The 13,806-nt window shown below is 67.1% G+C and carries 14 protein-coding genes and 1 tRNA gene; 12 read left to right on the plus strand and 3 right to left on the minus strand.

Features of this window, described 5'->3' with window-relative positions; genetic code table 11:
- Window position 1: 1 nt before the first annotated feature.
- From trpA to glmM, 3 genes are all read left to right on the plus strand, one after another.
- Window positions 2–811, plus strand: a complete 810-nt coding sequence (trpA, locus tag LRM18_RS00770; protein WP_270949264.1) for a tryptophan synthase subunit alpha — start codon at window positions 2–4, stop codon at window positions 809–811.
- Window positions 812–1,071: 260 nt separating this feature from the next.
- Window positions 1,072–1,947, plus strand: a complete 876-nt coding sequence (gene accD / locus LRM18_RS00775) for an acetyl-CoA carboxylase, carboxyltransferase subunit beta (protein WP_005410473.1) — start codon at window positions 1,072–1,074, stop codon at window positions 1,945–1,947.
- Entirely contained in the window at window positions 1,947–3,308 is a 1,362-nt protein-coding gene (glmM, locus tag LRM18_RS00780) for a phosphoglucosamine mutase (protein WP_270949304.1), read from the plus strand. The genes accD and glmM overlap by 1 nt, the downstream gene beginning before the upstream one ends.
- Before the next feature lie 80 nt (window positions 3,309–3,388).
- Here glmM and LRM18_RS00785 read toward each other — a convergent pair whose 3' ends face one another.
- Genes LRM18_RS00785 through LRM18_RS00795 form a run of 3 tightly spaced genes read right to left on the minus strand, consistent with a single transcriptional unit; the run spans window position 3,389 to window position 7,282 of the window.
- Window positions 3,389–4,246 carry a polysaccharide deacetylase family protein gene (locus LRM18_RS00785; protein ID WP_103281881.1) on the minus strand — a complete coding sequence of 286 codons (858 nt, stop codon included), beginning with the start codon at window positions 4,244–4,246 and terminating at the stop codon, window positions 3,389–3,391.
- The gene (locus LRM18_RS00790) at window positions 4,239–5,384 is read right to left on the minus strand and encodes a glycosyltransferase family 4 protein (protein WP_049470661.1); all 1,146 of its coding nucleotides are present in this window, start codon (window positions 5,382–5,384) and stop codon (window positions 4,239–4,241) included. The genes LRM18_RS00785 and LRM18_RS00790 overlap by 8 nt, the downstream gene beginning before the upstream one ends.
- 20 nt (window positions 5,385–5,404) lie before the next feature.
- A complete protein-coding gene (locus LRM18_RS00795; RefSeq protein WP_270949309.1) occupies window positions 5,405–7,282 on the minus strand; it encodes a sulfatase-like hydrolase/transferase in 1,878 nt (625 codons plus the stop codon).
- 154 nt (window positions 7,283–7,436) lie between these two features.
- Here LRM18_RS00795 and LRM18_RS00800 point away from each other — a divergent pair, with 154 nt between their 5' ends.
- The 9 genes from LRM18_RS00800 to nuoE all read left to right on the plus strand — a co-directional run bounded on the left by LRM18_RS00800 (window position 7,437) and on the right by nuoE (window position 13,805).
- Window positions 7,437–8,414, plus strand: coding sequence for a 2-oxoglutarate and iron-dependent oxygenase domain-containing protein (locus LRM18_RS00800; protein ID WP_049470666.1), 978 nt, complete (start codon window positions 7,437–7,439; stop codon window positions 8,412–8,414).
- Between the two features lie 305 nt (window positions 8,415–8,719).
- On the plus strand, window positions 8,720–9,475 hold the full coding sequence (gene tpiA, locus LRM18_RS00805; RefSeq protein WP_064238927.1) for a triose-phosphate isomerase: 756 nt from the start codon (window positions 8,720–8,722) through the stop codon (window positions 9,473–9,475).
- A gap of 31 nt (window positions 9,476–9,506) precedes the next feature.
- Window positions 9,507–9,944, plus strand: coding sequence for a preprotein translocase subunit SecG (gene secG, locus LRM18_RS00810; RefSeq protein ID WP_014647871.1), 438 nt, complete (start codon window positions 9,507–9,509; stop codon window positions 9,942–9,944).
- Window positions 9,945–9,995: 51 nt separating this feature from the next.
- A tRNA-Leu gene (locus tag LRM18_RS00815) sits at window positions 9,996–10,080 on the plus strand.
- Between the two features lie 111 nt (window positions 10,081–10,191).
- The gene (locus LRM18_RS00820; RefSeq protein ID WP_005417937.1) at window positions 10,192–10,548 is read left to right on the plus strand and encodes an NADH-quinone oxidoreductase subunit A; all 357 of its coding nucleotides are present in this window, start codon (window positions 10,192–10,194) and stop codon (window positions 10,546–10,548) included.
- On the plus strand, window positions 10,539–11,093 hold the full coding sequence (locus tag LRM18_RS00825; RefSeq protein WP_005417936.1) for an NADH-quinone oxidoreductase subunit B: 555 nt from the start codon (window positions 10,539–10,541) through the stop codon (window positions 11,091–11,093). The genes LRM18_RS00820 and LRM18_RS00825 overlap by 10 nt, the downstream gene beginning before the upstream one ends.
- Before the next feature lie 33 nt (window positions 11,094–11,126).
- Window positions 11,127–11,876, plus strand: a complete 750-nt coding sequence (locus LRM18_RS00830) for an NADH-quinone oxidoreductase subunit C (RefSeq protein ID WP_014647869.1) — start codon at window positions 11,127–11,129, stop codon at window positions 11,874–11,876.
- A complete protein-coding gene (locus LRM18_RS00835; RefSeq protein WP_049470672.1) occupies window positions 11,873–13,180 on the plus strand; it encodes an NADH-quinone oxidoreductase subunit D in 1,308 nt (435 codons plus the stop codon). The genes LRM18_RS00830 and LRM18_RS00835 overlap by 4 nt, the downstream gene beginning before the upstream one ends.
- A gap of 97 nt (window positions 13,181–13,277) precedes the next feature.
- Complete coding sequence (nuoE, locus tag LRM18_RS00840; RefSeq protein WP_014647867.1) at window positions 13,278–13,805, plus strand: NADH-quinone oxidoreductase subunit NuoE; 528 nt, start codon at window positions 13,278–13,280, stop codon at window positions 13,803–13,805.
- Window position 13,806: the final 1 nt, after the last annotated feature.

The raw sequence follows: 13,806 nt of genomic DNA on the forward strand, positions 1-13,806 counted from the left end.
AATGTCCGTAGCCCGACTCGATGCCTGTTTCCAGCGTCTGCGCGAACAGCAGCGCAAGGCGCTGATCCCCTTCGTCACGGCCGGTGATCCCTCGCTGGAGGCCACCGTGCCGGTCATGCACGCACTGGTCGAGGCCGGCGCCGACGTGATTGAACTGGGCGTGCCGTTCTCCGACCCGATGGCCGACGGCCCGACCATCCAGCGCAGCTCCGAGCGCGCGCTGGCCCGCGGTGCAGGCAGCCGCTACGTCCTGCAGGCCGTGGCGCAGTTCCGCGAGCGCGATGCGCAGACCCCGGTGGTGCTGATGGGCTACCTGAACCCGGTGGAGATCCACGGCTACGCGGCCTTCGCCAAGGCCGCCGTCGACGCCGGCGTCGACGGCGTGCTGCTGGTCGACCTGCCGCCGGAAGAGGCGGGCGACGCACAGCAGGCGTTCGACGCCGCCGGCCTTGCGCTGGTCCTGCTGGCGTCGCCGACCACCAGCGAGGCACGAGCCGACAAGCTGCTGGCGCTGGCCCGTGGCTATCTCTACTACGTCAGCTTTGCCGGTGTCACCGGCGCGTCCGAGCGCCTGGACAGTGATGCCGCCAGTGCCCGCCTGCAGGCGTTGCGCGCGCGTGCGTCGGTGCCGGTGGTGGCGGGCTTTGGCATCAAGGATGCCGCCAGTGCCGCAGCCATGGCCCGGCAGGCGGACGGCGTGGTGGTGGGCAGCGCGCTGGTGGCGGCGCTGGCCGAAGCGGGCTCGGCTGAAGAGGCCGCGCAGCGTGCCCGTTCTTTCCTGGCCCCGCTGCGGCAGGCGCTGGACGCGTAATGGTCGTGCCGGCCGCCGGCCGGCATCCTCCTGAGGGCGCGCGTGCAAGGGCTGCCGGCCAGCGGCCGGCACTACCCATCGGTCTGCACGCAAGGGCTGCCGGCCAGCGGCGGGCACCGCCCAGCACCTAAACGTACGTCCCAGCATGGTTTTTTCCGGCTGCCCCGCCGCTGGCAAGGGGGTGCACGGGCGGGGAAAGCGGAGCTAGACTGTCCGCCTTTGCGGCCCCTGGGCCGCCCTGAACGGAAGTGTCCTCCCGCATGAGTTGGCTCAGCAAGTTGATGCCGTCCGGCATCCGCACCGACAACACCCCCAGCAAGAAGCGCAGCGTCCCCGAGGGCCTGTGGGAAAAGTGCAGCAACTGCGGCAGCGCGTTGTACCGTCCGGAACTGGAAGAGAACCTGGAAGTCTGCCCGAAGTGCGGCCATCACATGGCGATCCGTGCGCGCGCGCGCCTGGCCGCCCTGTTCGACGCCGACAGCACCACCGAGATCGGTGCGCGCCTGGGGCCGACCGACCTGCTCAAGTTCAAGGACCAGAAGAAGTACAGCGAGCGCATCAAGATCGCGCAGAAGAACACCGGCGAGTACGACGCGCTGATCGCCATGCGCGGCCTGCTCAAGGGCCGCGCGCTGGTGGCATCGTCCTTCGACTTCGCCTTCATGGGCGGCTCGATGGGCTCGGTGGTCGGCGAGCGCTTCGCACTGGCTGCCGAAACCGCAGTCGAGATCGGTGCGCCGTACGTGTGCTTCTCGCAGAGCGGCGGCGCCCGCATGCAGGAAGGCCTGTTCTCGCTGATGCAGATGGCCAAGACCTCGGCCGCGCTGGGCAAGCTGCGTGAAGCCGGCCTGCCGTACATTTCGGTGCTGACCCATCCGACCACCGGTGGCGTCTCGGCCTCCTTCGCGATGCTGGGCGACATCAACATCGCCGAGCCGCAGGCGCTGATCGGCTTCGCCGGCCCGCGCGTGATCGAGCAGACCGTGCGCGAGAAGCTGCCGGAGGGCTTCCAGCGCTCGGAGTTCCTGCTCGAACACGGTGCCATCGACCAGATCTGCGACCGCCGCGAAATGCGCGACCGCCTGTCCGACCTGCTGGCGATGCTGGGTCGCCAGCCGGCGCCGGAGGTGGCTTGATGGGAGGCCGCAAGTACTTCGGTACTGATGGCATCCGAGGCCGGGTCGGCCAGGGCGTGATCTCGGCCGACTTCGTGCTGCGCCTGGGCAACGCCCTGGGTCGCGTCCTGGTCGCCCAGCGCGGCCAGGATGGGCGGCGGCCGATCGTGGTGATCGGCAAGGACACCCGCATTTCCGGTTACATGTTCGAGGCGGCGCTGGAAGCCGGCCTGGTCGCCGCCGGTGCCGACGTGCAGCTGCTGGGGCCGATGCCGACCCCGGCGGTGGCATTCCTGACCCGTACGCTCGGCGTGGATGCCGGCATCGTCATCAGCGCCTCGCACAACCCGCATTACGACAACGGCATCAAGTTCTTTTCCGCCCAGGGCGAGAAGCTCGACGATGCCACCGAGCTGGCCCTGGAAGCGGCGCTGGACGTTCCGTTCACCACCGCCGAATCGGAAAAGCTGGGCAAGGCCGCGCGCGCGCGCGAGGCGGTCGGCCGCTACATCGAGTTCTGCAAGGCCAGCGTACCGCGCGCGTTCGACCTGCGCGGCGTGCGCCTGGTGCTGGACTGCGCGCACGGTGCCACTTACCAGATCGCACCGCTGCTGTTCCGCGAACTGGGCGCCGAGGTGATCGGCATTGGTGCCGAGCCCAATGGCGTCAACATCAATGCCGGCGTGGGCTCGACCCATATCGACAACCTCGCGGCCAAGGTCCGCGAAACCCGCGCGGATCTCGGCATCGCCTTCGATGGCGACGGCGACCGCGTGCTGATGGCCGACGACCAGGGCAATCCGGTCGACGGCGATGACCTGCTGTACATCCTGGCCCGTGCCTGGAAGGACGAAGGCCGCCTGCGCGGCCCGGTGGTCGGCACGCTGATGAGCAACTATGGCATCGAGAAGGCGTTCGCCGACCTGCAGATTCCGTTCGTGCGCAGCAATGTCGGTGATCGCTACGTGCACCAGGCGCTGATCGAAGGCGGTGGCGTGCTCGGCGGGGAGGCCTCCGGCCACCTGCTGTGCCTGGACCGCGCCACCACCGGTGACGGTATCGTCAGCGCGCTGCAGGTGCTGGTGGCGTTGCGCAACAGCGGCCAGACCCTGCGCCAGGCGCTGAAGGGGCTGGTGCGGGTGCCGCAGAAGACGGTCAACGTGCGGCTGGGCAATGTCTCGGCCAAGGCCACGGTGCAGGCCGACAGCGTGCAGGCCGCACTGGTCGTCGCGCAGCAGTCGGTGGCCGGTCGCGGCCGTGCGTTCCTGCGCCCGTCCGGCACCGAGCCGGTGGTGCGGGTCACGGTCGAGGCCGATGACGCAGCGCTGATGCAGGACACGCTGGATCGCCTGTCCGCAGCGGTGCGTGAAGCCGCAGCCTGAGGTGGCCGCACCTTCAGCCAACGGAAAACGCCCCGCAAAGCCGGGGCGTTTTTCGTTCAAGCGACAGGGCAGCGTAACGCTTACGGGCCCGGCACCATCTTCTTCTGGCGTGCCTTGAAGCCATTGAACAGCGGCGCGATCAGAGGGTTGTAGCTCTGCGCGATGCGCTTGCGCAGCCAGCTGGCCGGGCGGTTGCGGATCGCGAAGCGGTAGATGCGTTCCGGGTCGCCGCCCACCACGTTGCGACCGAACGGGTGGGTGGTGTGCAGGTAGCGGAAGCCCTGCTCGCGGGCCACCTCGATGTGATCCTGGTCGAAATCGCCGTAGGGCCAGCACAGCGTGTCCGACACCTCGCCCAGCTTTTCCTTCAGGACCTCGCGCGAGACTGCCAGGTCCCGGCTGAGGCCGGCACGGCGCTGCGCGCGGTCCAGGTCGTCGCGGCGCAGCCAGCGGGTGTGGGTATGGGTGTGGCAATGCACTTCGAAAGTGCCAGCGGCAATGGCCGCGCGCGCTTCGCTCCAGCGCATCATCACGTCGTCGCTGCGGTTCTGCTCGTAGATCGCCGCTTCGCAGCCGCGGTGGTCGGGCGTGGGGGGCAGCGTTGCGCCGGCCATCCCCGCATGCGGCCGCTGCGGGCCTTCGCCCATCCAGCCGGTGACCACGAACACCACCGCGTGCATCCCGTACTTCTGCAGGATCGGGTGCGCATACACCCAGTTGTCCAGGTAGCCATCGTCGAAGGTGATCACGATCGACTTGCGCGGCACCGGCCGGCCGGCCAGGAAACCGGCGTACTGGTCCAGTGTCAGCGAAGTCCAGCCGTTGCCGGCCAGCCAGGCGATCTGGCTTTCGAAATTCTCCGGCGACACGGTGATCATGCCCGGCGACGGGCTGACGTGGTGGTGCATCAGCACCGGTACGGTTCGGGCATCAGCCATGTCCCAGCTCCTTCAGCCACTGGTGGTAATAGTGTTCGGTGGTCTCGCCGTGGCCGTCGGGGGTGAAGCGGTGCGCGCTGCGCATCCAGTCCCACCCGGCGCGGCCCATCTGCCGGCGCCGTTCCGGATCGTCCACCAACAGGCGCAGGGCACCGGTCAGGGCTGCATTGTCGCCCAGCCGGGTGAGGATCGCATTGCTGCCATCGACCACCATCTCCGGCACGCCTCCAACGCGGGTGGCCACGATCGGCACGCCGACATAGGCCGCTTCCAGGAACACGGTACCGGCCGCTTCCTTGTGCGACGCCAGCGCGAAGATGTCGAAACCGGCCATCAGCCGGCAGGCGCCATCGCGGTAGCCCAGCAGATGCACCTGTTGCTGCAGCCCGTGTTCGTCGCGCATCGCCTGCAGCCGATCCATGACCGGCTGGCCATCGCCGATCACCACCAGGTGCAGGTTCGGATGCGTCCTGCACAGCGGCACCATGGCCTGCAGCAGGTCGGCGTGGCCCTTGGGCTCGCGCAGCACCGCCACGCAGCCGACCACGATGTCCTGTTCGCCGAAGCCGAGTTCGGCACGCACGTCTGCGCGCACCTCCTGCAGGCACTGCCAGGGATCGGCCTTGCGGATCTCGCTCCAGCGCGGCGGCACGGCGATGGGCGGCACGATACCGATGCGCTCGGCCGGAATGCCGCGCTCGGTCAGCAGCTGCTTGACGAAGCTGCTGACGGTCAGCACCCGGTGCGGCAGGCCGGTATAGGTCAGCAGCGAATTGACCGGGCTCATCAGGTGGCGCGAGCGCACCACCAGCGGCGTGCCGCCCAGGCGGGCGCCGGCGGCAGCGATCAGCGCGTCACGACGGCTGGTGGTGTTGACCACGTCGTAGCGCTCGCGGCGCACCAGCCGCGAGACCGACCAGATGCCACGCAGCAGGCGCAGCAGGCCGCCCATGCGCAGGGTGTGGACAGTGAAGCCATCATCGCGGGCCAGCGTAGCCAGGCGGGCTTCGGGCTGGCACAGCAGGGCCACCTCGTGGCCGCGCGCGCGCATCACCTGCATGTGGCGGAAGATGTAGATCTCCTGCCCGCCCATTCCCTTGGCGGCTTCGGTGTGCAGGATGCGCAATGGACGGTTCATGCGGGATCGATCCTTGAAGGTCAACGATTGCGGAAGCGGGTCAGCGCTTCCCATGCGGTACGTACGGCGGCGGCATCGGGCACCTGCTGCGGCAGCGGGCGATAGTGCAGGTCCAGGGCGGTGGCGTTGCCGAACTTGTCGAACACATAGATCGCATCGCCATGGCGTACCGCGCGCTGCGACCAGCTTTCGACCACCAGCGCACGCTGGCCCTGTGGCTCGGCCAGCAGGTCCTGTCCGGTGCTGTAGTCGGCCAGTGCGTTCTCGCAGCCCAGCGCGTGGCGCATCAGTGTTGGCACCCAGTCTTCGTGCGAGCTGGTGCGTGCGTCGTGGCCAGCGGCCTTGCCCGGCCAATGCAGCACGAACGGCACCTGCAGCTGGTAGTCGGAGAAGTTGCCGTTGTGGCCCCAGTAGTTCAGCCCGAGGTCGTTGAACTCTTCGGCATGGTCACCGGTGACCAGCACGATGGTGTCCTCGGCCAGGCCCTGCGCGCGCAGGTCGTCCAGCAGCGATCCGATCAGGCTGTCGGCATAGTGCACGGCGGTGCGGTAGCGGTTGAGCTCCGGCGTCGGGTCATGCTCCGGGCCGAACTTGAGGAAGTCGATGTCGGCGGCCATCGGTGTGGCCACCGGCGGATAGCCCTCGGGCATGTGGTAGGGCGCGTGGGTGGAGTCGAGGAACACGAACCCGAACCACGGGTGGTCTGCCGCCTGGCTGGCGCGGATGTCCTGCTGCAGCGCGCCGACGATCGCGCGGTCGCGACCGTCGGACTTCAGCGCCGATGGCCCCTGGTGCAGCTGGTCGCGCACATCGGCAAACACGGTGCGATCGAATTCCGGGCTGTACATCGGCGCGCTGCCGTACAGGTGCAGGTCGTAGCCCTGCTGGCCCAGCACCTGGAACAGCTGCGAACCACGCTGCTCGTCCAGCATGCTCGGCCAGTAGCCGCCGGGCAGGCCGTAGAGCAGCCCGAACAGGCCGTAGCGGGTGGCATTGCCGGTACTGAAGTGGTGGTCGAACACGCGCGCGTCCTGCGCCAGCGCCGACGTATGGGGCATCAGCTGTGGTGTCAGCGCATCGTGGCGCAGCGATTCCAGGACCACCATCAGCACGTTCGGGCGATGTGGGCTCTGGCAGCGCAGCGGATGCAGCGGGTACAGCAGCTGCGCGTGGCGCGGGTCGGGCAGGCCGGCCTGCTGCTGGCTGACCACGCCCAGGCGCCGCATGAAACTCTTGGCCGTGATCGGCTGTGCCCACGGCAGGTAGTTCCACTGTGCGATCACATCGCGGTCGCCGCGCGCGTCGTAGTAGGCCGTGGCCAGCTGGCCACCGCCCATCAGCAGCGCGACCGCCGCCCAGGCCTGCAGCACCCGGCGCCGATGCGATGCCGCCGGCAGCAGCTTCCAGCATGCCCAGGCCAGCAGGCCTTCGGCGGTGAAGACCGCGCCGACCAGCAGCGCGACCTGCAGCCAGGTCTTCCAGGACAGGGCGACCTGGTCCTGCAGGGCGCCGCCGAACACCATGTTCACGACCATGGCATTGAGGTGGAAGCGGTACAGGGTGAAGACCTTGGCGTCGACCAGCAGCAGGCACAGCCACAGCCCCTGCAGCAGTACGGCGCTGACGCTCAACGTGCGCGCCCGGCGCGGCCACAGGCCCAGCAGCAGTGGCAGCAGGCCGGCCAGCGCGCCGAACGCGAGCAGGTGGCCGGGCAGGGCGATCGCCAGATAGGCCAGGCCCGTGGCACCGCCCGGATTGTCACGCAGTGGCACGTTGCCCAGCGCGATCACCGCTGCCAGGACCGCATTGCCGGCGATGAACAGCGACCACCAGGCCAGCCGGCGCCAGCGCTGGGCAGGACCTTCGACGGCAGGGGCGGCGGAGACAGCGGCGGGCATGGCGGGGCGGGTTCGGGGAGCGCGGGAACGGGGAGCGGCGGCAACGTGATGGCCGCGTTGCGCCACGCGCGGGTCGCGCATTGTATCGGTTTGTTTCTTCGTATCGAAGTGGCGTCCTCCGGGCGATCTGTCACAATGTTCAGGCGGGCCATGAATGCGCTGGCCCCCCAGACCCAACGACAAGCCAGGAACCGCTGTGAGCCAGATCCCCACCCTCGACATCACCCGTTTTGACAGCGACCGCGAGGCCTTCGTGGCCGAGCTGGGCGCGGCCTACCGCCAATGGGGATTCGCGGGCATCCGCAACCACGGCATTCCGCAGGCCGACATCGACGCGGCCTACGATGCCTTCAAGGCCTTCTTCGCCCTGCCGGAAGAGGTCAAGCGCAAGTACCACGTCGCTGGCAGCGGTGGCGCCCGCGGCTACACCCCGTTCGGCGTGGAAACCGCCAAGGGCTCCAAGCATTTCGACCTGAAGGAGTTCTGGCACATCGGTCGCGAGATCGCCGACGACTCCAAGTACCGTGACGTGATGGCGCCGAACCTGTGGCCGACCGAGGTCGAGGGGTTCCGTGAGCGCGGTTACGGCCTGTACCAGGCGCTGGACAACCTGGGTTCGCGCGTGCTGTCGGCGCTGGCCCTGCACATCGGCCTGCCGGAGAACTTCTTCGCCGACAAGACCAACTTCGGCAACTCGATCCTGCGCCCGATCCACTACCCGCCGATCACCACCGACGACATTCCGAACGTGCGCGCCGGCGCCCATGGCGACATCAATTTCATCACCCTGCTGGTCGGCGCCAGTGCCGCCGGCCTGGAGGTGCAGTCGCATGATGGCGAGTGGGTGCCGTTCACCTCGGACGCGGACACCATCGTGGTCAACATCGGCGACATGCTGCAGCGCCTGACCAACCACGTGTATCCGTCGACCATCCACCGCGTGGTCAACCCCCCGGGCGAACTGGCGCGCCAGCCGCGCTACTCGGTGCCGTTCTTCCTGCACCCGAACCCGGACTTCCTGATCGACGTGCTGCCCTCGTGCATCACCCCGGAGAACCCGAGCCGGTATCCGGAGCCGATCACCGCCCACGGCTTCCTCGAGGAACGCCTGCGCGAGATCAAGCTGAAGTAATGAGACGCGAGGCCGCCGAAAGGCGGCCTTTGTCTTTGCAGGGCGGCGCCCTGCAGCCGCGGTAGTGCCGGCCGCTGGCCGGCAAGTCCACGGCCAGAACGGACGGGTTACGGCGTCCCCCGCCATCCCCACCCGCCCGGCCAAGCCCACCCATCCAACCGGGCTTTCCGCGACCATCCCAACCAAACCCCCGCCACGAGGGGCTGCGCCGTTGGCTGAAAATCGATGTAACCGCTTACACGGAAACGGATTTTTGCCGTAACGGGTATCATGATCGGCTGACTTCACACAGGAGCCACCCGCTCATGCGCCGCAAGATCGTCGCCGGAAACTGGAAGCTGCATGGCAGCCGTCAATTCGCCAATGAACTGCTGGGGCAGGTGGCTGCCGGGCTGCCGGTGGATGGGGTGGATGTGGTGATCCTGCCGCCGCTGCCGTACCTGGGCGAGCTGGTCGAGGACTTCGGCCAGACCGGCCTGGCCTTTGGCGCGCAGGACGTGAGCAGCAACGAGAAGGGCGCCTACACCGGTGAGGTCTGCGCCGCCATGCTGGTCGAGGTGGGGGCCCGCTATGGCCTGGTCGGTCATTCCGAACGCCGCCAGTACCATCATGAGAGCAGCGAACTGGTCGCGCGCAAGTTCGCCGCGGCCCTGCACGCTGGGCTGGTGCCGGTGCTGTGCGTGGGGGAAACCCTCGAGCAGCGCGAGGCCGGGCAGACCGAAGCGGTCATCGCCAGCCAGCTGGCGCCGGTGCTGGAACTGACCGGCGCGGCCGGCTTCGCCCAGGCCGTGGTCGCCTATGAGCCGGTGTGGGCCATCGGTACCGGGCGTACCGCCAGCAAGGAGCAGGCGCAGCAGGTGCACGCGTTCATCCGTGGCGAAGTCGCGCGCATCGATGCTAGAATTGCGGATTCACTGCCCATTGTTTACGGCGGTAGCGTGAAGCCCGACAATGCCGGGGAACTGTTCGCGCAGCCGGATGTCGATGGTGGGCTGGTCGGCGGTGCCTCCCTGGTGGCCGCGGACTTCCTGGCCATCGCACGGGCGGCGGCCGCGAACTAATCCTAGAAGTATTGTCCGAGGGCGGTTTCCAATGCTGATGTTGATCCTCAATGTCGTCTACGTGCTGGTCGCTGTGGCCATGATCGCGCTGATCCTGATGCAGCGTGGCTCGGGTGCGGCGGCGGGTTCGGGCTTTGGTGCCGGCGCCTCGGGCACGGTGTTCGGTGCGCGTGGCGCCTCGAACTTCCTGTCCAAGTCGACCAAGTGGCTGGCAGTCGTGTTCTTCGGCATCAGTCTCTTCATGGCCTGGTATGCCGGTCACGGCACCCGTCCGGCGGCCGACCAGGACCTGGGCCTGATGTCCGCCCCGGCGGCCAGCGCGCCGGCGGCTCCGGCGGGCGAACTGCCGGCCGTTCCGAAGGCCGATCCGGTCCCGGCCGCCCCGGTTCCGGCGGCGAATGTGCCGGCTCAGGCGGAATCTTCGGTTTCTGGTGAAGAAAAGCCTTCGGAAGGCTCCCAGAAACACTGAAGCCGGTTACAATACGCGGCGCATCGGGAAGATAGTCTGATGTGATCGTTTGCCCAGGTGGCGGAATTGGTAGACGCACTACCTTGAGGTGGTAGCGACGCAAGTCGTAGGGGTTCGAGTCCCCTCTTGGGCACCATTTGTAAGTAAAGCGGGTTCGTCTGGCGCGCAAGGCGCCAGGCAGGTTCCCGTCCACTCCCCCATGCCAAAGCGCCTGCAGGCGCGGCGGCAGAGGCAAGAGAGAATCGCTGTGCTGGCCGAATATTTGCCTTCTCTGCTGTTTCTGATCGTTGCCACCGGTATCGGCGTTACGCTGATGCTGGTTGGTCGATTCCTCGGTCCCCGCCGCCCCGATCTGGAAAAGCTCTCGCCGTACGAGTGCGGCTTCGAGGCCTTCGAAGACGCGCGCATGAAGTTCGATGTGCGCTACTACCTGATCGCGATCCAGTTCATCGTCTTCGACCTGGAAATCATCTTCATCGTGCCGTGGACCCAGGTCTTCATGGAGCTGGGCGCCCGTTCGCTGGTCACCATGGGCCTGTTCGTCGGCATGCTGTTCCTCGGTTTCATTTACGTCTGGAAGAAGGGAGCGCTGGAATGGGAGTGATTCAGACTCTCGATGGCCTCATGAACAACCCGTCGCCGGAAGGCCGGGTTGATGACATCCTGCGGCCGGAAGGCGACAACCCGCTGCTGGAAAAGGGCTTTGTCACCACCAGCGTCGACGCACTGCTGAACTGGGCGCGCACCGGCTCGATGTGGCCGATGACCTTCGGCCTGGCCTGCTGCGCGGTCGAGATGATGCACGCCGGCGCCGCGCGCCTGGACCTTGACCGCTACGGCGTGGTGTTCCGCCCGTCGCCGCGCCAGTCCGACGTGATGATCGTGGCCGGTACCCTGGTCAACAAGATGGCCCCGGCGCTGCGCAAGGTCTACGACCAGATGCCGGACCCGAAGTGGGTCATCTCGATGGGCAGCTGCGCCAACGGCGGTGGCTACTACCACTACTCCTATTCTGTCGTGCGCGGCTGTGATCGCGTGGTGCCGGTGGACGTCTACGTCCCGGGCTGCCCGCCGACCGCCGAGGCGCTGGTGTACGGGATCCTGCAGCTGCAGAAGAAGATCTGGCGTACACAGACCATCGCCCGCTGACCCCTTCACCTGACAAGAGCGCGCCAAGCCCCCATGGCAGAGCAAGCATCCTTCATCGACCGACTCTCCGCACGTTTCGCTGGTGCGAAGGTCATCGTGGTCGAACCCCGCGGCGAAGTGACGCTGGAAGTGCCTGCCGCCGAGTGGCACGCCACCGCCCTGGCGCTGCGTGACGAGTTTGGTTTCGAGCAGGCCGTGGATCTGTGCGGCGTCGACTACCTCGGTTATGGCTCCGACGAATGGGACACCGCCGACGTGTCCTCGCAGGGCTTCAGCCGTGGCGTCGAAGGCAAGGCCCAGGGCCGCTTCGCGTGGGGCGAGTTCCCCACCGAGGAAAACGGTGCCGACGGTGCCCGCCCGCAGCACATGCCGACCCAGCGTTTCGCCGTGGTCGCCCAGCTGCGTTCGTACCAGCACAACCTGATGATGCACCTGCGCTGCTTCGCCCCTGACGAAGCGCTGCCGGTGGTGTCCTCGCTGACCAGCGTGTGGCCGGGCCTGAACTGGTTCGAGCGCGAAGCGTTCGACCTGTACGGCGTGATCTTCGAAGGCCACCCGGACCTGCGCCGGATCCTGACCGACTACGGTTTCGTCGGCCATCCGTTCCGCAAGGACTTCCCGCTGATCGGCAATGTCGAAGTCCGCTACGACGAAGAAAAGAAGCGCGTGATCTACGAACCGGTCACCTCGGTGGAGCCGCGTGTCGGCGTGCCGCGCGTGATCCGTGACGACGCCCGTCTGCAGACCGCAGCCGGTGAGCGCGCGCAGGAGGCAGTGAAGTGAGCCACGTACACCAGGCCGGCGAAGCGTTCGCCAGCAACGCCGCCGAAAGCCGGCAGGAAATCCGCAACTACACCATGAACTTCGGCCCGCAGCACCCGGCCGCTCACGGTGTGCTGCGCCTGATCCTGGAAATGGACGGCGAAACCATCATGCGTGCCGACCCGCACGTGGGTCTGCTGCACCGTGGCACCGAGAAGCTGGCCGAGTCCAAGCCGTTCAACCAGTCGATCGGCTACATGGATCGCCTCGACTACGTGTCGATGATGTGCAACGAGCACGCCTACGTGCGCGCGATCGAGACCCTGATGGGCATCGAAGCGCCGGAGCGTGCGCAGTACATCCGCACCATGTATGACGAAATCACCCGCATCCTCAACCACCTGATGTGGCTGGGCTCCAACGCGCTCGACCTGGGTGCGATGGCGGTGATGCTGTATGCCTTCCGCGAGCGCGAAGAACTGATGGACTGCTATGAAGCGGTCTCCGGCGCGCGCATGCATGCGGCGTACTACCGTCCGGGCGGCGTCTACCGCGACCTGCCGGACCACATGCCGAAGTACAAGGAATCACGCTGGCACAAGGGCAAGGCGCTGAAGCAGCTGAATGCTTCGCGCGAAGGCTCGCTGCTCGACTTCCTGGAAAACTTCACCGTCGAGTTCCCCAAGCGCGTCGACGAATACGAAACCTTGCTGACCGACAACCGCATCTGGAAGCAGCGTACCGTCGGCATCGGCGTGGTCACTCCGGAACTGGCCCACCAGTGGGGCATGACCGGCGTGATGCTGCGTGGCTCGGGCATCGCCTGGGACCTGCGGAAGAAGCGCCCGTATGCCAAGTACGATGCCGTCGATTTCGACATCCCGCTGGGCAAGGAAGGCGACTGCTACGACCGCTACCTGGTCCGCGTCGCCGAAATGCGCGAATCCAACCGCATCATCAAGCAGTGCGTGGCGTGGCTGAAGGCCAACCCCGGCCCGGTCATGGTCAAGAACTTCAAGGTCGCTCCGCCCAAGCGCGAGGACATGAAGGACGACATGGAAGCGCTGATCCACCACTTCAAGCTGTTCAGCGAAGGCTATTGCGTGCCGGCGGGTGAAACCTATGCGGCCGTGGAAGCGCCCAAGGGCGAATTCGGCTGCTACCTGGTCTCCGATGGCGCCAACAAGCCGTTCCGCGTGCACCTGCGCGCACCGGGCTTCGCCCACCTGTCCTCGATCGATTCGATCGTACGCGGTCACATGCTGGCCGACGTGGTGGCGATGATCGGTACCTACGACCTGGTGTTCGGCGAGGTTGACCGGTAATGCCGTCCGCCACGCCAACGCCCGCTGCAGGCAGCCGGCGCAAGCCGGCGCCGCAGTTTCTGGAATTTCACGTTATGCATTTCGCTGAGGTCGGCCGATGAAGGCGACAGGTAATTTCGAGGCGGCGCGCGACGTCGACCCGATGGTGGTGCTGAGCGACAAGACCCGCGCTCACATCGATCACTGGCTGTCCAAGTTCCCGCCGGACCGCAAGCGCTCTGCCGTGCTGCAGGGCCTGCATGCGGCCCAGGAGCAGAACCAGGGCTGGCTGACCGACGAGCTGATCGCCGCCGTCGCCAAGTACCTCGACCTGCCGCCGGTGTGGGCCTACGAGGTCGCCAGCTTCTACTCGATGTTCGAGACCGAGAAGGTGGGCCGCAACAACGTGGCCATCTGCACCAACATTAGCTGCTGGCTCAATGGCGCCGAGGACATCGTCCGCCATTGCGAGAAGAAGCTGGGCATCAAGCACGGTGAATCGACCCCGGACGGCCGCGTCTACCTCAAGCGCGAGGAAGAGTGCCTGGCCGGTTGTGGCGGCGCGCCGATGATGGTCATCAACGGTCACTACCATGAGCGTCTGACCCTGGAAAAGGTCGACGAGCTGCTGGACGGGCTGGAGTAAG

The organism is Stenotrophomonas sp. PI_27 (assembly GCF_027854495.1).
Lineage (GTDB): Bacteria > Pseudomonadota > Gammaproteobacteria > Xanthomonadales > Xanthomonadaceae > Stenotrophomonas > Stenotrophomonas pavanii.